This window comes from Bacillus capparidis, from assembly GCF_017832095.1.
In the GTDB taxonomy this organism is placed as follows: Bacteria; Bacillota; Bacilli; order Bacillales; family Bacillaceae; genus Bacillus; species Bacillus gobiensis.
Window position 1 is genome coordinate 79,012 of record NZ_JAFDST010000004.1, and the last position, 18,071, is coordinate 97,082.

General features: G+C 41.9%; 21 protein-coding genes. 8 read left to right on the forward strand and 13 right to left on the reverse strand.

What is annotated here, in order from left to right; genetic code table 11:
• Positions 1-48: 48 nt before the first annotated feature.
• Complete coding sequence (locus JOC74_RS16090; protein ID WP_053601902.1) at positions 49-1,551, reverse strand: malate:quinone oxidoreductase; 1,503 nt, start codon at positions 1,549-1,551, stop codon at positions 49-51.
• A gap of 492 nt (positions 1,552-2,043) precedes the next feature.
• The gene (locus tag JOC74_RS24470) at positions 2,044-2,253 is read right to left on the reverse strand and encodes a DUF8606 domain-containing protein (protein WP_488168326.1); all 210 of its coding nucleotides are present in this window, start codon (positions 2,251-2,253) and stop codon (positions 2,044-2,046) included.
• Positions 2,254-2,394: 141 nt separating this feature from the next.
• Here JOC74_RS24470 and JOC74_RS16095 point away from each other — a divergent pair, with 141 nt between their 5' ends.
• Complete coding sequence (locus JOC74_RS16095) at positions 2,395-2,643, forward strand: hypothetical protein (RefSeq protein ID WP_053601900.1); 249 nt, start codon at positions 2,395-2,397, stop codon at positions 2,641-2,643.
• Positions 2,644-2,668: 25 nt separating this feature from the next.
• Here JOC74_RS16095 and rlmD read toward each other — a convergent pair whose 3' ends face one another.
• Both rlmD and JOC74_RS16105 read right to left on the reverse strand, forming a co-directional pair.
• The gene (rlmD, locus tag JOC74_RS16100) at positions 2,669-4,069 is read right to left on the reverse strand and encodes a 23S rRNA (uracil(1939)-C(5))-methyltransferase RlmD (protein WP_053601899.1); all 1,401 of its coding nucleotides are present in this window, start codon (positions 4,067-4,069) and stop codon (positions 2,669-2,671) included.
• Positions 4,070-4,085: 16 nt separating this feature from the next.
• Positions 4,086-4,955: a DNA-3-methyladenine glycosylase family protein gene (locus JOC74_RS16105; RefSeq protein WP_053601898.1), complete on the reverse strand. Its 870-nt coding sequence runs from the start codon at positions 4,953-4,955 to the stop codon at positions 4,086-4,088.
• Between the two features lie 224 nt (positions 4,956-5,179).
• Between JOC74_RS16105 and JOC74_RS16110 the strand changes: the two genes are divergently transcribed.
• Together JOC74_RS16110 and corA are read left to right on the forward strand one after the other, a co-directional pair.
• A complete protein-coding gene (locus JOC74_RS16110; protein ID WP_053601897.1) occupies positions 5,180-6,625 on the forward strand; it encodes an MDR family MFS transporter in 1,446 nt (481 codons plus the stop codon).
• Positions 6,626-6,709: 84 nt separating this feature from the next.
• Entirely contained in the window at positions 6,710-7,654 is a 945-nt protein-coding gene (gene corA / locus JOC74_RS16115; RefSeq protein ID WP_053601896.1) for a magnesium/cobalt transporter CorA, read from the forward strand.
• On the opposite strand, the gene JOC74_RS16120 is transcribed toward corA, so the two are convergent.
• Complete coding sequence (locus JOC74_RS16120) at positions 7,647-8,003, reverse strand: nuclear transport factor 2 family protein (RefSeq protein WP_053601895.1); 357 nt, start codon at positions 8,001-8,003, stop codon at positions 7,647-7,649. The two genes, corA and JOC74_RS16120, sit on opposite strands and share 8 nt — an antisense overlap.
• Positions 8,004-8,135: 132 nt before the next feature.
• Between JOC74_RS16120 and comJ the strand changes: the two genes are divergently transcribed.
• On the forward strand, positions 8,136-8,549 hold the full coding sequence (gene comJ, locus JOC74_RS16125; protein WP_053601894.1) for a competence protein ComJ: 414 nt from the start codon (positions 8,136-8,138) through the stop codon (positions 8,547-8,549).
• Between the two features lie 17 nt (positions 8,550-8,566).
• On the opposite strand, the gene pdaA is transcribed toward comJ, so the two are convergent.
• Entirely contained in the window at positions 8,567-9,322 is a 756-nt protein-coding gene (pdaA, locus tag JOC74_RS16130) for a delta-lactam-biosynthetic de-N-acetylase (RefSeq protein WP_053605926.1), read from the reverse strand.
• A gap of 126 nt (positions 9,323-9,448) precedes the next feature.
• A complete protein-coding gene (locus JOC74_RS16135; protein ID WP_053601893.1) occupies positions 9,449-9,634 on the reverse strand; it encodes an SE1561 family protein in 186 nt (61 codons plus the stop codon).
• 95 nt (positions 9,635-9,729) lie between these two features.
• On the opposite strand from JOC74_RS16135, the gene yfkAB reads away from it, so the two are divergent.
• Entirely contained in the window at positions 9,730-10,848 is a 1,119-nt protein-coding gene (yfkAB, locus tag JOC74_RS16140) for a radical SAM/CxCxxxxC motif protein YfkAB (RefSeq protein ID WP_053601892.1), read from the forward strand.
• Positions 10,849-10,852: 4 nt separating this feature from the next.
• Complete coding sequence (locus tag JOC74_RS16145; RefSeq protein ID WP_053601891.1) at positions 10,853-11,686, forward strand: mechanosensitive ion channel family protein; 834 nt, start codon at positions 10,853-10,855, stop codon at positions 11,684-11,686.
• 342 nt (positions 11,687-12,028) lie between these two features.
• On the opposite strand, the gene JOC74_RS16150 is transcribed toward JOC74_RS16145, so the two are convergent.
• Both JOC74_RS16150 and cax read right to left on the reverse strand, forming a co-directional pair.
• Positions 12,029-12,814 carry a YfkD famly protein gene (locus JOC74_RS16150; RefSeq protein WP_053601890.1) on the reverse strand — a complete coding sequence of 262 codons (786 nt, stop codon included), beginning with the start codon at positions 12,812-12,814 and terminating at the stop codon, positions 12,029-12,031.
• Between the two features lie 62 nt (positions 12,815-12,876).
• Positions 12,877-13,935 carry a calcium/proton exchanger gene (cax, locus tag JOC74_RS16155; protein ID WP_053601889.1) on the reverse strand — a complete coding sequence of 353 codons (1,059 nt, stop codon included), beginning with the start codon at positions 13,933-13,935 and terminating at the stop codon, positions 12,877-12,879.
• A gap of 131 nt (positions 13,936-14,066) precedes the next feature.
• Between cax and JOC74_RS16160 the strand changes: the two genes are divergently transcribed.
• Entirely contained in the window at positions 14,067-15,245 is a 1,179-nt protein-coding gene (locus JOC74_RS16160) for an MFS transporter (protein WP_053601888.1), read from the forward strand.
• A 222-nt stretch (positions 15,246-15,467) separates the two neighbouring features.
• Here JOC74_RS16160 and JOC74_RS16165 read toward each other — a convergent pair whose 3' ends face one another.
• The 3 genes from JOC74_RS16165 to JOC74_RS16175 are packed head-to-tail and all read right to left on the reverse strand — an operon-like array spanning position 15,468 to position 17,105.
• A complete protein-coding gene (locus tag JOC74_RS16165; protein ID WP_053601887.1) occupies positions 15,468-16,280 on the reverse strand; it encodes a YihY/virulence factor BrkB family protein in 813 nt (270 codons plus the stop codon).
• A gap of 5 nt (positions 16,281-16,285) precedes the next feature.
• Positions 16,286-16,618 carry a YtxH domain-containing protein gene (locus JOC74_RS16170; RefSeq protein ID WP_053601886.1) on the reverse strand — a complete coding sequence of 111 codons (333 nt, stop codon included), beginning with the start codon at positions 16,616-16,618 and terminating at the stop codon, positions 16,286-16,288.
• A 16-nt stretch (positions 16,619-16,634) separates the two neighbouring features.
• Positions 16,635-17,105, reverse strand: a complete 471-nt coding sequence (locus JOC74_RS16175) for a low molecular weight protein-tyrosine-phosphatase (RefSeq protein ID WP_053601885.1) — start codon at positions 17,103-17,105, stop codon at positions 16,635-16,637.
• 176 nt (positions 17,106-17,281) lie between these two features.
• Here JOC74_RS16175 and JOC74_RS16180 point away from each other — a divergent pair, with 176 nt between their 5' ends.
• Positions 17,282-17,500, forward strand: a complete 219-nt coding sequence (locus JOC74_RS16180) for a DUF1128 domain-containing protein (protein ID WP_082363622.1) — start codon at positions 17,282-17,284, stop codon at positions 17,498-17,500.
• A 38-nt stretch (positions 17,501-17,538) separates the two neighbouring features.
• On the opposite strand, the gene JOC74_RS16185 is transcribed toward JOC74_RS16180, so the two are convergent.
• Entirely contained in the window at positions 17,539-18,054 is a 516-nt protein-coding gene (locus JOC74_RS16185) for a type 1 glutamine amidotransferase domain-containing protein (protein WP_053601884.1), read from the reverse strand.
• Positions 18,055-18,071: the final 17 nt, after the last annotated feature.

Consider the following 18,071-nt stretch of genomic DNA (forward strand, 5'->3'; position numbering starts at 1 on the left):
TTATTTACTCAATTCTTAATGTTTTTTTCAACCATTACCTTTTAAGAATTAACTAAAGACTGGTTCTTTTTCACTTAGACCAAGTGTCTCCGCTGTTGAAGTATGAATTTCTTGGAACAGTTCTGGGTTTTCCACTAGTGACACACCATAAGAAGGAATCATTTCTTTAATTTTTGATTCCCACTCGTTCATATGTTGCGGGAAGCATTTTTCTAATACCTCAAGCATAACATGAACGGCAGTAGAAGCACCCGGTGAAGCGCCGAGCAATGCAGCTATCGAGCCATCCCTGCTACTCACAACTTCCGTACCAAATTGAAGTGTTCCTTTTCCGCCGGCATTAGTATCTTTGATCACTTGCACACGCTGGCCTGCTTCCACGATATCCCAATCCTCGGTTTTGGCGTTCGGAATAAACTCGCGCAGTTCTTCCATGCGCTTTTCATTCGATAATATAACTTGCTGGATCAGGTATTTTGTCAATCCCATCTCTTTTACGCCTGCCGCCAACATCGTGAAGACATTATACGGTTTTACGGAACCGATCAAATCAAAATTTGAACCGGTTTTTAAGAACTTTGGTGAGAAGCCAGCAAACGGACCAAACAACAATGACTTTTTGCCCGCGATATATCTTGTATCAAGATGCGGAACAGACATTGGAGGAGCGCCAACCTTAGCTTTACCGTATACTTTTGCATGATGCTGCGCTACAACTTCCGGATTGTTACATACCATAAATAGTCCACTTACCGGAAATCCTCCAATATGTTTCGACTCAGGAATACCGGTTTTTTGCAGTAAAGGCAGACTTCCGCCCCCACCGCCGATAAAGACAAATTTTGCAGTATGGTATTCAATTTTACTGCTGTCGATGTCATGCACTTTCACTTCCCACAAGCCATCGCTTGTACGTTGAATATCCTCGACACTATGCCTGTAGTTTATCTCAACGTTTTTATCCTTTAAGTGGTCAAACAACATGCGTGTTAAAGCACCAAAGTTGACATCTGTTCCAGAGTCGATTTTTGTTGCCGCTATCGGTTCATTCGATGTACGGCCTTCCATGATAAGCGGAATCCATTGCTTCAGTTTTTCAGAGTCATCAGAAAATTCCATCCCTTGAAAAAGGGGATTATTTGACAGCGCTTTAAAACGTTCTTTCAAAAAAGTTACATTTTTTTCTCCTTGTACGAAACTCATATGAGGGATTGGCATAATAAAGTCCTGCGGATTACGAATCAGATTGTTGTTTACAAGATAAGACCAAAACTGTCTTGAAAGCTGAAACTGTTCATTAATTTTTATCGCTTTGCTAATATCTATAGATCCGTCAGATCTTTCAGATGTATAGTTAAGCTCGCAAAGTGCAGCATGGCCCGTACCCGCATTATTCCATTCGTTAGAGCTTTCTTCTCCGGCATTTGCGAGTTTCTCAAACACTTTGATTTCCCATTCCGGTGCTAATTCTTTCAGTAACGATCCCAAAGTCGCGCTCATGACTCCGGCACCAATTAAGATAACGTCTGTTTTTTTCGGTATGTTGCTCATTATAACCTTCCTTTATCCCCTATATTTGCATAACAGAGCAGGCGCTCCTGCTTAGGTGTCACAAAAAGCAAGGCTCAACTAGGAACACACCTTTTCTGTCTGAATTTTAACCACATTATAGTCTATTATAATATTTTATTGATTAAAATATCTACTATTATCTGATTATTTCAAACTATTTACAGGTGGTAATAAAGTGAGAAGTCCGTCTACAAAGATAAAGGAAGATACAAAAACCAAGGACAAAACTTTAGCATCTTGCAAGGGTTAAGGCTTTTGTGGAATGAGAGTTTAAATTCTTAAACAAATAAATCTTCTCCTAACTTTTCATTTTAATTACACTACTCATTTAGCAAAAATCAAGAAAGTATACATTAAAGGAAGTCAGCCGAGAAAAACTCTTCTTATAACTGTCATAAATGTAGATAGTAATTATTTATTCTGTATCAAGTCCAAAAAACTCCAAAACTTTATCAATAGTGTATTGACTTCTTAATTTATAGGCCTGTTCTGATTAGCTTTTAAGCCTTTCACCCAGTATGCTTCCTCTTTAGATACATTTGCTAACCATTCTACTTTAACAACATATTCACACTTCTCGGATTCCTCTACGTCATGAAACAAATTGGTTGCTTTGAGGTCTAAATCTACTCGACACCTCAATTTAAAATTTTTCAAGCGAAAAAATATCAATTTGTGCACATAATTTTGCAATATATTATTACCATAATATTCCAGAAGAAAGGTGGGCAAAGTTGTCTAAAGCAACAAGTTTAACACGACGCAATAATGAAAGCTTTAGAATGTTCTTATGATAATCCAATTAATGGTGACATCCCTAGAATGGATACATTTATAGAATTAGCTGATTGCTACTTACAAAAAAATAGGACCTTAGATGAAAAAGCAAAAAAATTTAATACTATGGCAAAATACAAAAGTGCTACTAGTGGATTATTAACAGGTTTTAGCGGACTTATAACATTACCTGTCGCTGTACCTCAAGTCTTACACTCATTGATGAATATAGTAGTCTGTAGCATTGATGGTAATCTACGTATTCATTACAACTTCGTAAATTTTTTCGTATAACAAGAATAGGCAACAACCACAAGGGTTAGTTGCCTTCTTTTAAAATGAGTTGCGAGATACACTCCACATGCGCCGTCTGCGGAAACATATCAACCGGCTGAATATACTTCACCTCATACCCCTTAGACAAATACTGCAAGTCCTTCGCCAAAGTAGACGGATTACATGAGACATAAACAAATCTCTTTGGCTTTACCTTTAAAATTGTATCCAAAAACGATTTTTCGCAGCCTGTTCTTGGGGGGTCCACAACGACGACATCTGGGCGGTAGCCTTCGTTTGTCCATTTTGGCAGCCATTTTTCGGCTGTTCCTGTGACGTAGGTGGCGTTTTTGATGCCTTGGTTTTTGGCGTTTTTGTTGGCATCGTCGATTGATTCTTTGATGACGTCCATGCCTCTGATTTCTCCCGCTCCATCCGCAAGCCACATTCCAATTGTTCCTACGCCGCAGTAGGCGTCGACTACTTTTTCCTTGCCGGTGAGCTGTGCGGCTTTTTTTACTTCGTCGTACAGCTTGACGGTTTGGATCGGGTTGAGCTGGAAGAATGCCCGCGAGCTTAGCTCAAAGGAAATGTCTCCGAGAAATTCCTGGATGACCATGTTGCCGGCTAGGTGCTTTGTTTGTTCGCCAAAGATGACAGAGGTTTTCGCACCATTAACGTTTTGAACAATTGACGTCACTTTTGGCAGGCGGTTTTTGATTTCTTTTACGATCGCATCTTTTTTCGGCAGTGTTTCTTTTGCTGTGACGAGAACAACTTGAACCTCGCCGCTTTCAAAGCCTACCCTCGTTACGATTGTCCGCACATCCCCTTTTCGTTTTCGTTCGTTATAGACCGAGACGCCGTTATCTTCGAGGATTCTGCGGATAACTCCGGTTGTTTTGTTCGTCTCCGGATGCTGCACGATGCATTCAGTAATTGGCACGAGCTTGTGTGAATCCATTCCGTAAAGGCCGGCAATAATTTTTCCGCTTTCTGAGCGTCCGAGCTGGAATTGGCTTTTGTTTCGGTAGTGCCACGGATTTTCCATGCCAATCGTCGGCCTTATATCCATTTTATCGACCGCAAATCGGGTATGGCGCTCCAGTGACTGCACGACAATGTCCCGCTTTTCAACGAGCTGTCGTCCGTAATCCAGGTGCTGAAGCTGACAGCCGCCGCACGCTTCGTATATAGGGCATGGTGCCTCTACGCGATGCTCTGAGCGCTTGCGGATTTTTTTCACTTTTCCTTCTGAAAATTTCGGCTGCACCTTGGTTGCTTCGACGACTACTTCTTCTCCTGGGAGTGCCCCGGGGACGAAGACGACCTTCCTTTTAAAATAGCCGACGCCTTCACCGTTGATTCCGAGCCGTTTGATCGTCAGCGGGAAAGTTTGTCCCACCTTCAGTTCTGCTTGCGTTTGTGATTTCTGATGTTTCATGCTGCTCTCTCCATTTCTATTCGATGCTTCTCCATAAATATAGGGACGCATAGCTTAAGAAAGGATGCCATTCCTTGCTCCATTCCAGCATCTCTTCCTTTGTTGGTTTCTTTTCTAAGCCAAAATGCTTTTTTAACGCGTTTTGAATGCCTATATCTGCTAGCGGAAACAAATTCGGCCGCCCGAGTCCAAATAAAAGCACGTTTTGAACCGTCCACGGGCCGATTCCGCGAATTTTTACTAGTTTCTCCATAATTTCTTCATCCGATAACGATGGCAGTTCCTCCAACCGGAGCTCGCCGCCTGCAATCATTCTTGACGTATCGATGACATATTCCGCTTTTCTCATGCTGAATTGCAGCTCTCTCAGCTGGCTGTAGTCGAGCCCCGCGATCGATTCCGGTAGCGGATAAAACCAGACCCCGTCTTTTTGCTCTCCGAAGGTTTGAACAAAGCGGGCCGTCAGCTTATGCGCGAATGACAAATTCAACTGTTGATGAATCATGCATTTTACCAGGCAATGATATAAATTAAAATCGAGAACGAGCGGGGTTCCAGCATGCTCTTCAAAAATCGCCGCTAAATTGGACAGCTTAAAATGCTCCATGACTGGCAGCAGATTCGTTTCCCATTGAAAGATGCGTTTCACTTCTTTCAACAAATCGTCTTTATCCGCTTCTTTCTCTCCGCTTACTTGGAAAACCGGTTGTTCGATCGTCCCAATCGCTTTCACTAAAACAATTGATGGCTCTTGGTCCTTGTTTCTCAAAGGCAGTGAGATAGAGCGGTTGTCCAAATCAATTACATTTAAAGGGTCTGACGTAAGCCGTTCAAGTATACGTTCAAAATGATAAGGGGCTGTAACATCTATTGTTTCCATCCACATCGGTTTCGCATCCTTTTTCTTCTTTCTTTGTTCGCATTATATCATGTTTACAGCCCTTTCATTGTACTTTGGGCATAATAGGGTATTTCCATTTCCCGAAGATCGAGGTATAATTAACTGGGCGAATATTTCGTCTTGCTAAATAATATATCCCATCCATAATGAATCGTATGATGAATCTATGGATGTTTTGCTATGAAATAAAAAAGATAGAAGGTTATGCGATGAATCAAAAAACTAACAATTTACCAATTGTAATCGTTTTGCTTACGGGGACGTTTATTGCAATATTGAACCAAACGCTGTTAACGACGGCCATTCCGCATATTATGAATGATTTAAAAATCGATGCAAATATGGCGCAGTGGCTGACTACGGCGTTTTTGCTCGTCAACGGGATTATGATTCCAATTACAGCATTTTTAATTGAAAAGTTTACGACTCGAAAGCTTTTCATTTCAGCCATGTCTCTATTTGCTATCGGTACATTGATCTGCGCGACAGCGCCATCTTTTCCGGTGATCATTATCGGCCGTGTCATACAGGCAGCCGGCGCTGGAATTGTCATGCCGCTGATGCAGACCGTGTTTATCTTAATTTTTCCGAAGGATAAGCGGGGATCGGCGATGGGAATGGTTGGGCTGGTGATTGCCTTTGCCCCTGCGATTGGACCGACACTTTCCGGATGGATCGTTGACAACTATGCTTGGGAGACAATTTTTTATATTCTCTTGCCATTTACGTTGATTAACATTGGATTTGCCTATTTTATTTTACGAAATGTAACGGAACAAACCAATCCAAAGGTAGATGTTCTATCGATTATTCTATCATCTGTCGGGTTTGGCGGAATTCTTTACGGCTTTAGTGTCGCCGGAGGAAGCGGATGGGGAAGCATGGAAGTACTCGGCGCCTTTTTTGTCGGAGGGCTCTCTCTTTTCTTATTTATTTGGAGACAGCTTCATTTGCCGCATCCTATCCTTGAATTCCGGGTGTTTCAATATAAAATTTTCACCCTTTCAACCGTTATTGGGATGATCCTTTTTATGGCGATGCTTGGGGCTGCAACGATTATGCCTATGTACATGCAAAATATGCGCCATTTTTCCGCGATGGAATCTGGCATGATGCTACTTCCGGGAGCGATTGCGATGGGGATCCTGTCTCCGGTGACCGGGAAAATTTTCGATAAGATCGGCCCGAAAATTTTATCTGTCGTCGGCTTAAGCTTGGTTACCTTGACCAGCATTCTGATGACGAATTTAACCGAATCGACTCCGTTTCTTTATATGTCTATCGTGTATGCCTTTCGGATGATGGGGCTTGGGATCGTGTTAATGCCGATTACTACAGCCGGCCTTAATGTGCTTCCGCGCCACTTAATTCCCCACGGAACAGCGATGAACAATACGATGAGACAAATTGCCGGATCGATCGGAACCGCACTGCTGATTACAATAATGACCCAAGGTGCGCATACAGCCGCGAATGCCCCTTCGACGGAGCTTGCGATGATTCACGGTGTCAATCTTGCTTTTGTCGCTTCGACTATTATTTCTGCAGTCGGGCTGATATTGACTTTCTTTATTCAAAAAGATGACTCAAATCGTTATTTGAAAGAAAAAAAGCAAAAGTTGAGTAGCAAGGTGGCTTTTGCTCAAAATAAGTAAGGTACGATATAATAATCTTAAGGCAAATAAGCCCTTATCCACAGATTGGATGAGGGCTATTTATTTAAGAAAAGAGCGGTGACGATGCTTCGAACAATTGCATTTACTAAAGACGGAGAAATGATCCATACGAATGAATTTTCAAACCCTGACATTGAGTGGTATTGGGTCGATTTGCATAATCCGACCGTAGAAGAAGCGTCTATTTTGATGAAGCATTTCAAATTTCATCCGTTGGCGATAGAAGATTGTTTCTACAATTTGCAGCGCCCTAAAATTGACGGCTATGGCAATTATCATTTCTATGTTATTCACGAATTAAATCAGGAAACCTATGCTGCCGATGAGGTCGATATATTTCTCGGCGACAACTATATAGTCACCTTTCATTTACATGATTCAAGCGGCTTGGAAAAGGTCTGGGAGAAGGTATCTGCTAATAAGGAAAAAATAAATGGGACAAACCATGCGGCGTACCTTATTTTCGACCAACTGGTTGATGATTATTTTCCGGTGTTGTATCAAATTGAAGACCGGCTTAACGAAATCGGCAGTAAGGAAAGGTATGAAACATACGGAACGTTGATGAATGAAGTTTTTGATATTCGAGGAGACCTGTTAAAGCTCAGGCGAACGATTATTCCAATGAGAGATCTGCTGTACCGGATTTTAAATCTGGGACATCTGGATACGTCAGAACGAAAAGCCTATTTCAATGATATTTATGACCATTTATTAAAACTGACCGAGCTCATTGAGTCGAACCGGGAAGTAACGTCCGACATGAGAGACAGCTATCAAACGGTAAGTACGAATCGAATGAATGCAATCATGATGACCTTAACGATCGTATCGACCATTTTTATTCCACTCACATTTATCGTCGGAATTTATGGCATGAACTTTGACAACATGCCTGAGCTGCATTGGAAATACGGCTACTTTTTCGTCATGGGTGTGATGGGTATTATTGTCATTTTCATGCTCTTTTGGTTTAAAATGAAAGGGTGGTTTAATATTTTTAAGTAGTCGTCGGTGTTCCTTGGTGAAACACCATTTGCCACCTGTCATCTATGTATTTCCAGATCGAGCTGCGCAAAGTCTGCTGCTTTCTGATTTCGTCGTTTACCCGGTAAGTGGTTAACACGACATTCGGAGCAAGCAATTTGATTTCAAAGCTAAAGAGTGTCATTTTCCTTACACCTAGCCCGCCTTCACCGATGCAATCCTTTTTAACAAATACAGTACCTGAGCTGCCAAATTCGAAAAATTCATCTGCGAGTAGCAGTGAAATCTCTTCCGGCGATGTGCGGGTTTCTGGTGTTAATAGCTTTTTTTCGAGGTCGTGTAACGTTTCTCTTACGGATTCAAGTTCCATTTTTTCCTCCTCTTGTTTATTGGTCAGAAATTAAGTATGGCACAATGAACGAGTGTTTCCTATTCTTTGGTAAGAAATTGTTTCATTGAAAACAGTTTAGGGTATGACATTATCAAAAAGGAGTGAGGGCACGTGAAAGCTTGGGAGCCGAAAGAGCTAACTGTTTCCTATCATCAAATTACAGTGCATCCTAAGGGTGAAAAACCGCCCGTTATCAATTGGACGAAAGAAGCAATGAAAAATGGGTTTGCTATTGCAGAAGGAGCCGTTTCTTTTCAAGCGCCGGTCAATGCAAAAGCTGTCATTGAAGTGTCATTGGATGTCCCCGGAGAAGTTTGGCATTCTGACCGGCACATCAGCGTTCCCTTTGAATTAAAGCAGGACGGGCTGAGTATTCAAAGCGATATGACAAATAAGCTGGACTATGACCTTCCTCCAGGATCGTTTCTGCTTACCTGTTACATCATTCCTTTAGAAGTCCACCTGATAAAGTATTTATTTGCTTTTCAAAGCTTGAACGATGAAAATTCCGCCATCTTAGGATGACGGAATTTTTTTATGGGCTATAAAGCAGGAAGCAGCAGCTGTTTTTCAAACAATAAGTCATCCAAGCTTTTAAAGGTGTAGCCTTCCCTTTTCAGATCTGTTATTGCCTGATCGAGTGCCTCTGCATTATCTTTAGATACCGTATGAAGAAGGTATATGACACCAGGATGGGCTTGTTTCATAATATTATCATAGGCGTACTTCCAACCTTTTTGCGAATCAATTTTCCAGTCGACAAACGCAGCTGACCAGAATACCGTTTGATACCCCAGCTTCTCGGCTTCATTTAATACCCTCTCACTGAATACTCCACGCGGAGGCCTCAAGTACAGATTATCCGTTTTTCCTGTGACCTGAAAAACCGCTTGATTCACTGTTTCCAGCTCTTCAGAAATGGTCCTCGCTGTTTTGGTCGTTAAATCTGGATGATGATAGGAATGGTTTCCAATAATATGCCCTTCGTCCGCCATCCGTTTGATAAGCTTTGGCTGATCCGTTACAAAATGACCGGTCACAAAAAAAGCAGCTTTTACTTTGTGCTTTTTTAATACATCCAAAACCTTGTCTGAGTAACCATTCTCATAACCGTTATCAAAGGTGAGATAGATTGTCTTTTCTTTCGTATTGCCATGATAAAAAGCTCCGTACTTTTTGATTAGTTCATTGAGCCTTCTCCCTGCGTCTGCCGGCTCGTGATTTTTGCTTTTCGAAAAGCCCCAATTTATCTTATCGTTGGAGATCGCTTGAACCGGCAAGGTACATGAAATGAGCATAAGAAAAACACTGCAAAATAAAAAGAATCCCTTCACTACACTCGCTCCTCCGTTAATTCTTTCTTTTATTTTCTAATAACGAAGGGTATTTCATGCAGAGCGGAGAGATGCAATACTTACCAGCTGCTACTCCCAATCCTTTTTAAACCGCTTGTATTTTTCTTCAATCTCATCCACCATTTTTAAGAGTCGATCGATATCCTCAACATCTGTAGATTCCGGGTCTATTGAATCAATTACGGTCATAAACATTTCCAATCTGTTTTTCAAGTAATCGATTTGCCGATCTTGGTCTGTCACTGAGTTTCCCATTTTCTCACTCCTTACGTGTTGCGAATTCGTTCTCACAGGTCTACAATTATAAATTGGACGTTGTTATATTGTCCACTAAAGGAGTTAGATGTATTATGATTAATCAAACATTACAACCGATTTCCCCGGACTACGATCCATGGGAAGCATATATGGATGTCGAGCAGTACGGCGGACTCCATTTGACGAATATCGAATTCACAACCACGAATCTTTGTAATATGAGATGCGCTCATTGCGCAGTCGGATATACCCTGCAAACGAAAGACCCGGATGCTTTGCCTGTCGATTTGCTTCTGAAACGTCTCGATGAAGTCCCGCTTCTTCGGTCGATCAGCATAACCGGCGGAGAGCCGATGCTTTCTTTAAAGTCAGTGAAAGAATATGTTGTGCCTTTATTGAAATACGCCCATGAACGGGGAGTCAGAACACAAATCAATTCCAATCTGACCCTCGACATCAGCCGCTATGAAATGATTATTCCCTATCTTGACGTGCTTCATATTTCTCACAACTGGGGAACAATAGAGGAGTTTGCTGATACTGGCTTTAAAATGATGGATCGAAAGCCGTCCATGAAGCAGCGAGCTGCATATTTGAATAACATAATTGATAACAGCCGGACACTGGTGAAAGAAGGCGTTATGGTGTCTGCAGAAACGATGCTGAATAAACAAACGCTTCCATACTTAGAACAAATCCATAACCAAATTGTCCATGAGATGAAGTGCCAACGCCATGAAATCCATCCGATGTATCCGAGCGACTTTGCAAGCGCGCTTGAGACGCTTAGCCTGGATAAAATGCGGGAAGCCATTGATTACCTCTTAGAAATTCGCGATCCATCAACCTGGATGCTTTTCGGCACGCTTCCTTTTTATGCATGCAGTCCAAATGAAGCAGATCAAGCTTTGCTTAAAAAGTTGAGGAATGCGAAAAACGTAACCGTACGAAATGATCCTGACGGCAGGTCAAGACTGAATGTCAATATTTTTGACGGAGACGTGATTGTCACTGATTTTGGCGACACACCTGCTCTTGGAAACATCAAAACGGATACACTACAGTCTGCCTATTCGAAATGGCAGGAATCCCGCCTTGCAAAAGAGTTGAATTGCCATTGCAGTGAGGTTAAGTGTCTCGGTCCGAATGTTCTTGTGAAAAATAGCTACTATCAAGGCGTAGACTTTACAAAACGCCGTGCAAGAGGGTGAGTAAATGGTTGAGGCTTTAAAAGAATGGAAAGTCGTAGAAATGGTCGTCGTCGGGCTGATCTTATGGGCAAGTGTATTTATTATTAATAAATTGGTTCATAAATTTTTTGTTCGTACCGATTTTATTGCCGAAAGAAACGAAAAAACAATTGAAAGCCTCATACGCTCGGTTACGAGATATACGGCTACCTTCGGCTTTGTCCTTTACGTCATCTCGCTATTCATCGATGACTTCGGCAAAATCCTGGCTGGTGCGGGGATTGCCGGGATTGTAATCGGCTTTGGAGCCCAATCGCTAATCAAAGATATTTTGGCAGGAATTTTTCTCATTTATGAAAGGCAGCTCCATCAGGGCGACGTTGTGACGGTCAACAACACCTTTACTGGAGCTGTCGAAGAACTTGGATTACGTTCCCTTAAAATTAGAGAGTGGAGCGGAAAGCTTCTAACGATCAGCAACGGAGAAGTCCGGCAAATCCAAAATTATAATATCCAATTTATGAGGATCACAGAGCGGGTAGTCATCAGCTTTAAAGAGAATCCTGAACGGGTATACCAAATCCTTGAAGACCTGTGCGAGGAATTGAATGAGGAACTGAAAGCAAGCCTGAAAAATGATCACCTCGGCCAGCCAACTGAACCCTTTCAAGTACATGGGATTACAAGCATGAATTCTGTAAATCGGGGAATTGAATTTACAATTAAAGGGGTAGTCAAAGATGATGACTACTTCGAAAGCTCCCTTTTTGCAAGAAGAAAGCTTGCCCAGAAGCTGTACGAAAACGACGTGCAAATGCTTGAAGAAGCAGTAAGGATTATGCCGCAAAAGAAGAATTGATGAAAAGCCTGTCTTATTTATGGACAGGTTTTTTGTATGTCTGGGTTATATTGGTATAGTGCCGTTACGGCAGTATGTGCCGGTTGCCGTGGTTTATGTGCCGGCTCGTTATTTTATGTGTCGCTCGACATGGTTTATGTGCCCTCCTCGCCTTTTTTTGTGCCACTCAACGTAGTTTATGTGCCTCCTCAGCATTTTTTGTGCCACTCGACGAAGTTTATGTGCCCTCCTCGCCTTTTTTTGTGCCACTCGACATGAATTATGTGCCACTTGCCTCGGTTTATGTACCTCCAACAATCTCTTCCAAAAAAAAGCAAGCCGCTAATTTCGCGGCTTGCTTCATTAATTTCCGACATGAAATCCGAATGTTACATGGTCTTGAACAGGTATCCAAGCTCCGATGCCTTGCGAGGTTACATTTTTAACAACGAGCTTTCTTTTATTGCCTCGAAGGACCAGGTAGACCTCTCCATAGGTGACTTTTCCTTTTTCGTTGATGGCCGGTGCATAGGCATAAAGGTAACCTAATTTCTCAGACGGCACATTATAGATTTGGTCCCGTTTTGAACCGGCACCTACGATCGTTTCAAATGCAAGCGGGAGCTTCGTACGTTCCATCGCCTTTTGCATCATCATGCTTTTAACATCTTCAGCGTTCGGAACCTTTGCAGTCAGACCACCTTTAATGACCTGCCTCTTTTCTTGGGAATATCTGATTTCCTGAGTTTTATTCCCACCGCGATTATCAGCGCGGTTGATATTAATTTTTCTATATTCCCAATTAGCGACTGTTTCATTGGATTGATACCCGAGTGCCCATCTTCCTAAATAAATCGTCGCCCTGTAGCCTAAAGCGAGAGGCGTTCCGGATACACTTGATTCATTGAGCATCTCAACCAGATGCGGATTCTCAATCGGAATGCCTGCTGATTCAATTAGTTCCTTGGACAATGCGCTGGGCTGAAGAGTTGGCTGATCTTGGGATGAATTCGGGTACGTGTTCTCCTTTGAAATATTAGTTACTGAGCTGGGAATTTTTAAGGATTGATTCGCAGCATTCGTTTGCTCAACTAGTAAAGGGTTAGCAAATAAAAGCAAGACAATGGTAAAATACAGTACTTTTTTCATTTCATCACTCTTTCTGCTTTTCCCTTATTCTTTTCATCCTGTCTTAAAGTTATCCAAATTTCTTAAAGCAGGAAGAATCCTATGGCCATTATCAAATAGGCGGCAAGCAGGGTTGCCCCTTCAAACCAGTTGGAATCACCGTCATTCGAGATAACAATCGCCAAAAGAACCGCGGAAGCCATGGAAATAAGCTCGGGCAGCGTGAAGACGAGAGACATTCGCTCCTCAAATAATACTGAGATAAGCACGAGAATTGGCGCGACAAACATCGCGATCTGCAGCGTAGATCCAATCGCTATTTCCACCGCGATATCCATTTTATTTTTATACGCCATAATGATTGCCGATGCGTGTTCTGCCGCGTTTCCGACGATGGCAACGATAATGACCCCGATAAACAGCTCACTCCAGCCGAATTGCTCTCCCACTGTATCAAACGTATGGACAAGATTTTCTGAAATGTATGCAACCGCAATGGTAGAAAGAAGCAAAACGAGCACGGCCATTTTTCCTGACCATTCCGGTTCCTCATGTTCTTCATGAGCTTTTTGCTCGTTTTTTGACTGGTAGACCCCTCTATGCGTCACAAGCTTAAAATAAAGGGCAGCGACATACAATAGGATCATAATGATACCAATTCCCGCACTCAGGCTGAATCGTTCGCCTTCTGACATGTTCATGGAGAATACCTCAGGAATGACAAATGCGACGAGTACAGCAAACATTAAAAGCCCTGAATTATGCCGGGCATCAAAAACGTTAAACTTCTGCACTTTATATTTAATTCCTCCGACAAAAAAGGATAAGCCCGCTACCAAAAGCAGGTTTCCTAACACGGAACCTGTTAACGAGGCAAGAACAATTGCGACCAACCCTTCTTTTAACGCAAAAATCGAAATGATCAGCTCAACTGCGTTTCCAAACGTAGCGTTTAATAGTCCGCCAATTCTCGGTCCGGCAACGATCGCAAGACTTTCTGTTGCCCTTCCCATGAAGCTTGCCAACGCGATGATCGTCAAGCAATAGATCAAAAACAAAAGCGTCGAGGGCCAGTGCATCAGGCTGCCGACAACAGACAGCGGTACGCCGACAACTGTTAAGATTAAAAAAATTCGATTCATAATGAGTCCTCTCCTTTTGGTTATATATACATCTTGTGCGATCACCTTTTGAACTATACTCTAATTCACTTGTAGAAAAACCACATTCGTTGTAGGATCATTTTAGATTACTTTAATTAGGAGAATCCATCATGTCACGGTTTCATTTTTTTGTTTTAGTATTAATTGTTGCGATTTCAGGATTTTCACAAGGCATGCTTCTCCCTGTTATCTCTATTATTTTCGAACAACAGGGTCAGCCTTCCGGATTAAACGGGCTGCACGCTACTGGATTATATATCGGCGTTTTGCTCGCCTCGCCATTCATGGAAAAACCGTTACGAAAATTCGGCTACAAAAATATGATTATCGTTGGCGGCCTGCTCGTCGTATTAAGCTTATTTAGCTTTGTTTTCATCAATTCGTTTGTCGTATGGTTTTTCTTTCGGCTGCTTGTCGGAATTGGTGACCATATGCTTCACTTTTCCACTCAGACTTGGTTGACAAACTCCGTTTCAAAAGAGAATAGAGGACGAAGCATTTCATTGTATGGGCTGTCCTTTGGTTTAGGGTTCGCCTTGGGCCCTTTTTTAGCGCCGCTTACAGAATACAGTGAGTCTCTCCCGTTTATTTTATCGGCTTCCCTCAGTCTGCTGGGCTGGATGTTTATTTTTAAAATAAATAATGAGTACCCGGAAATAGATATACAAAGCAAAACAAGTGACAGCAGTATCAAGAGATTTGCAAAAGCGTTAAAATACGGATGGGTAGCGTTTTTGCCGCCGTTTGGCTATGGCTTTTTAGAAACGACCCTCCATGGGAATTTTCCTGTATATGCCCTGCAAATGGATATGTCGGTAAATGATGTAGCCGTGATTCTCCCCGCTTTCGCGATCGGAAGCATTGTTTCGCAATACCCTTTAGGATTGCTAAGTGATAAATTCGGCAGAAAAATGATTCTTTCAATTGTTTTATTTACCGGTGCAGCATCTTTCTTTTTGGCAGGCTTTACGACTTCAACCATTTTGCTTTTCGGCTGTTTTTTTCTGGCTGGAATGGCTGTTGGCTCGACTTTTTCTTTAGGCATCAGCTATATGACCGATCTGCTGCCGAAATCTCTTCTGCCAGCCGGCAACCTGATGTGCGGCATTTGCTTTAGTATCGGAAGCATATTAGGCCCTGTTGCTGGCGGTTACTATATGGAATTTTTTGAACATGCCAATCTTTTTTACTTTATTACCGTTGTTTTGGCTGCAACAGGAATTGCCATTGTGTTTGGCAAAACAGAAAGCATGAAGCAAAGCTATCCTTTGGGACAACACCTATCATGATATAAAGGAAAGGACCATCCTAAAGGATGGTTCTTATTTTAATGATAGCCGTTTTGGCCGTTAGCTGATCCGCTCGTTTTATGTTTCGGTTTGCTTTTTGAGTTTTGTTTGTTATGGCTCCCGCCTTTTTTTGAATGTTTGCTCATCAGTTTTCCTCCGCAATCCGTATTTGAAATACCTTTGGCAGGTGTTCTTCTTTAGGATGTGCAAATTCACTTATTTTCATGAAGCCTGAATTTTTCGTTTATAGATCAACGCGTTTATTTCTCCGCCAATCAGAATCATTATTCCACTCAGGTACAGCCAAGTCATCAGGACAATAATCCCTCCGATACTTCCGTAAGTGGCGCTGTAATTGCTAAATGAGCTGACGTAATAAGAAAACAGCGTACTTACAACGATCCATCCGACGGTTGCGATAATCGCTCCCGGAAAAACATAAGCGAAGTGCAGGCGTTTGTTCGGCGCAAAGAAATAAAGCGCAGAAAAAATGACGAGTAGAATCGTGATACTAATGATGTATCGCAATGCTTCCCAAACCGTTATAAACGTACTTGAAGCACCGATAAAATCTGAAACAAACATACCGATTTCCCTGCCGAAAACCGGCAATAGCAAAGCGATAATGATCGTAAAAACCATCGCTACAGTCAAAATGATCGAGGTCAGCCGAACGACGATAAATGACCGGTTTTCTTCAACTTCATAGGCAACATTAAATGACCTGACAATTGCTTCTAATCCATTGGATGCAGACCACAAGGCTGCAAGAATACCAAAGGAAAGCAGCCCGCCGTTTCTGTTGTCAAGCGTCTCCGTCACATTCGACTCAAGCATGGAAGATACTTCTCCAGGCGCATATTGCTTGATCACTCCCAAGACATCTTGCGGACTGAGAGGAAGATACGCTGTAAAAGAAAGAAGAAAGATCATAAATGGAAAAAGAGAAAGCAAAAAATAGTAAGATAGCTCTGCGGCCTTACTCGGCCCTTCATGCTGAATAAATCTCGCAATAAGTTCTTTTATAAAATCCAAATCATTCACTCCAAACGTTTAGGGGTATTCTTTGAAAAATGCTCCTTCGTTTCTTCAATGAGCTCAATCACTTTCGGTGTCGTCTTCTTAAGCTCTTCAATTTGCCCATTGATAAAACTGATATTTTCTGAAACTGTTCGTGCAGCATCTTTGACTTCATCCAGCTTTTGTTTTGTCTGTTCAGTCAGAAGCTCTGGATTTTTTCTGTAGGTGGCAAACATTCGTTTTGCCTCAGAAACCTTTTCCCCGCATGCATTTCTCGTCGGCTTATGTAAAAGAGATAATACAGCTCCAAGCGTTGCACCGATCAACATATTTTTGCAAATCACATTTTTCATTATCGATCCACTCCCTTTATAAGTTGTGTTCTTTCACGATTCGATCCAAAAGCTTTTCGCATCCTCGGGTAACAAGGCTGTATACCTCTTCAAAATTGCCGGTATAATAAGGGTCAGGCACATCCTTCGTCTCGGATTCATCGACTAAATCAAGCAGACGTGAGATTGCAGCATTTCCTGAATACCGCGCTATTACCTTAAGAGCACTGATATTTTCAGCATCCATGGCAATCAGGTAGTCAAATTTTTCTAAATCTTCCTCTTCAACAACTCTGGCAGCCATTCCTTCTGTACTTATTCCCTTTTCCTTTAAAAGAGAACTAGTTCCTTCATGAGGGGGATTGCCAACATGCCAGCTTCCTGTACCTGCCGAGTCGACGCTTATTTTCCCCTCTAATCCTTTTTTCTTTACTAAATCTCGAAACACGGCTTCAGCCATAGGGGATCTGCATATATTCCCCAAACAGATAAATAAAACTTCAATCATTTCTTTAGCCTCCCTTAGTCTTACCCCATCTTCATATAAAAGAAAACTTATTTCTCTCGCCAAATTTCATTCTAAGTTTTTTATTAAAGGTTGACAAATCCTCTTAACTTTTGGAACAATGAGTCATAATATTAGCTTGGATTGGACTGGCAAACAATCATAAAGGAGGACTTAAGTTGTCCGAAAAAAAAGCAGAACAAATGAATCAAATGGTTGAAGAGATTAGCCAAAAGATTAATATGCTGAATGTCGGCATAATAAAAGTAGAGGATGTCAGCGATGAAAAGCTGGAGAATATTACTGACCTTCATCAAATGGTGATGAAAAAGGACTCTTTCAGTCCAAGTGAAATGCAAGCAATCATTGAAGAGCTAGCTACACTAAGAAAAAAATAGGAAAACTCCCGTGTATGGAAATCACGGGAGTTTTTCGCTTAAGCAAGAAGCTTCAAAGATTCTCTCGTAAACGCAGGGATATCATCCGGAACACGGCTTGTAACTAATTGATTTCCGCAAACAACAACCTCTTTATCCTGGAAGTTAACACCTGCATATTCCATATCAACCTGGATGGATTTATAGCCCGTGGCGCTTCTGCCATCCAATGCTTTTGCCGTAATTAATAACTGAGGGCCGTGGCAAATCGCAAATACCGGCTTGCGATCATCCATAAACGCTTTGGCAAAGCTCACAAATTTGTCGTCTGCCCTTAGTTGGTCGGGGGAAAAGCCGCCAGGGATCAAGAGAGCATCGAAGTCAGAAGGGCTGACATCATCTATTGCTGCGTCAATGGTAACGGAAGCTTCTCCCTGCTTTCCAGTCACAGACTTTCCTTTGACATTCTCAATGACGGTTAATTCATGCCCTGCTTCTTTAAAGGCTTTCGCCGGTTCTGTAAACTCTACATCTTCAAATAAATCGGTTAACACGACTGCAATTTTCTTACTCATTTGAATTTCCCTCCTCT

Excerpts from the sequence above, each read along its gene's own strand:
- JOC74_RS16090 (WP_053601902.1), bottom strand. The coding sequence starts at position 1,551 with ATGAGCAACATACCGAAAAAAACAGACGTTATCTTAATTGGTGCCGGA.
- JOC74_RS16095 (WP_053601900.1), top strand. The coding sequence starts at position 2,395 with ATGGATACATTTATAGAATTAGCTGATTGCTACTTACAAAAAAATAGG.
- rlmD (WP_053601899.1), bottom strand. The coding sequence starts at position 4,069 with ATGAAACATCAGAAATCACAAACGCAAGCAGAACTGAAGGTGGGACAA.
- JOC74_RS16105 (WP_053601898.1), bottom strand. The coding sequence starts at position 4,955 with ATGTGGATGGAAACAATAGATGTTACAGCCCCTTATCATTTTGAACGT.
- JOC74_RS16110 (WP_053601897.1), top strand. The coding sequence starts at position 5,180 with ATGAATCAAAAAACTAACAATTTACCAATTGTAATCGTTTTGCTTACG.
- corA (WP_053601896.1), top strand. The coding sequence starts at position 6,710 with ATGCTTCGAACAATTGCATTTACTAAAGACGGAGAAATGATCCATACG.
- JOC74_RS16120 (WP_053601895.1), bottom strand. The coding sequence starts at position 8,003 with ATGGAACTTGAATCCGTAAGAGAAACGTTACACGACCTCGAAAAAAAG.
- pdaA (WP_053605926.1), bottom strand. The coding sequence starts at position 9,322 with ATGCTCATTTCATGTACCTTGCCGGTTCAAGCGATCTCCAACGATAAG.
- JOC74_RS16135 (WP_053601893.1), bottom strand. The coding sequence starts at position 9,634 with ATGGGAAACTCAGTGACAGACCAAGATCGGCAAATCGATTACTTGAAA.
- yfkAB (WP_053601892.1), top strand. The coding sequence starts at position 9,730 with ATGATTAATCAAACATTACAACCGATTTCCCCGGACTACGATCCATGG.
- JOC74_RS16145 (WP_053601891.1), top strand. The coding sequence starts at position 10,853 with ATGGTTGAGGCTTTAAAAGAATGGAAAGTCGTAGAAATGGTCGTCGTC.
- JOC74_RS16150 (WP_053601890.1), bottom strand. The coding sequence starts at position 12,814 with ATGAAAAAAGTACTGTATTTTACCATTGTCTTGCTTTTATTTGCTAAC.
- cax (WP_053601889.1), bottom strand. The coding sequence starts at position 13,935 with ATGAATCGAATTTTTTTAATCTTAACAGTTGTCGGCGTACCGCTGTCT.
- JOC74_RS16160 (WP_053601888.1), top strand. The coding sequence starts at position 14,067 with ATGTCACGGTTTCATTTTTTTGTTTTAGTATTAATTGTTGCGATTTCA.
- JOC74_RS16170 (WP_053601886.1), bottom strand. The coding sequence starts at position 16,618 with ATGAAAAATGTGATTTGCAAAAATATGTTGATCGGTGCAACGCTTGGA.
- JOC74_RS16175 (WP_053601885.1), bottom strand. The coding sequence starts at position 17,105 with ATGATTGAAGTTTTATTTATCTGTTTGGGGAATATATGCAGATCCCCT.
- JOC74_RS16185 (WP_053601884.1), bottom strand. The coding sequence starts at position 18,054 with ATGAGTAAGAAAATTGCAGTCGTGTTAACCGATTTATTTGAAGATGTA.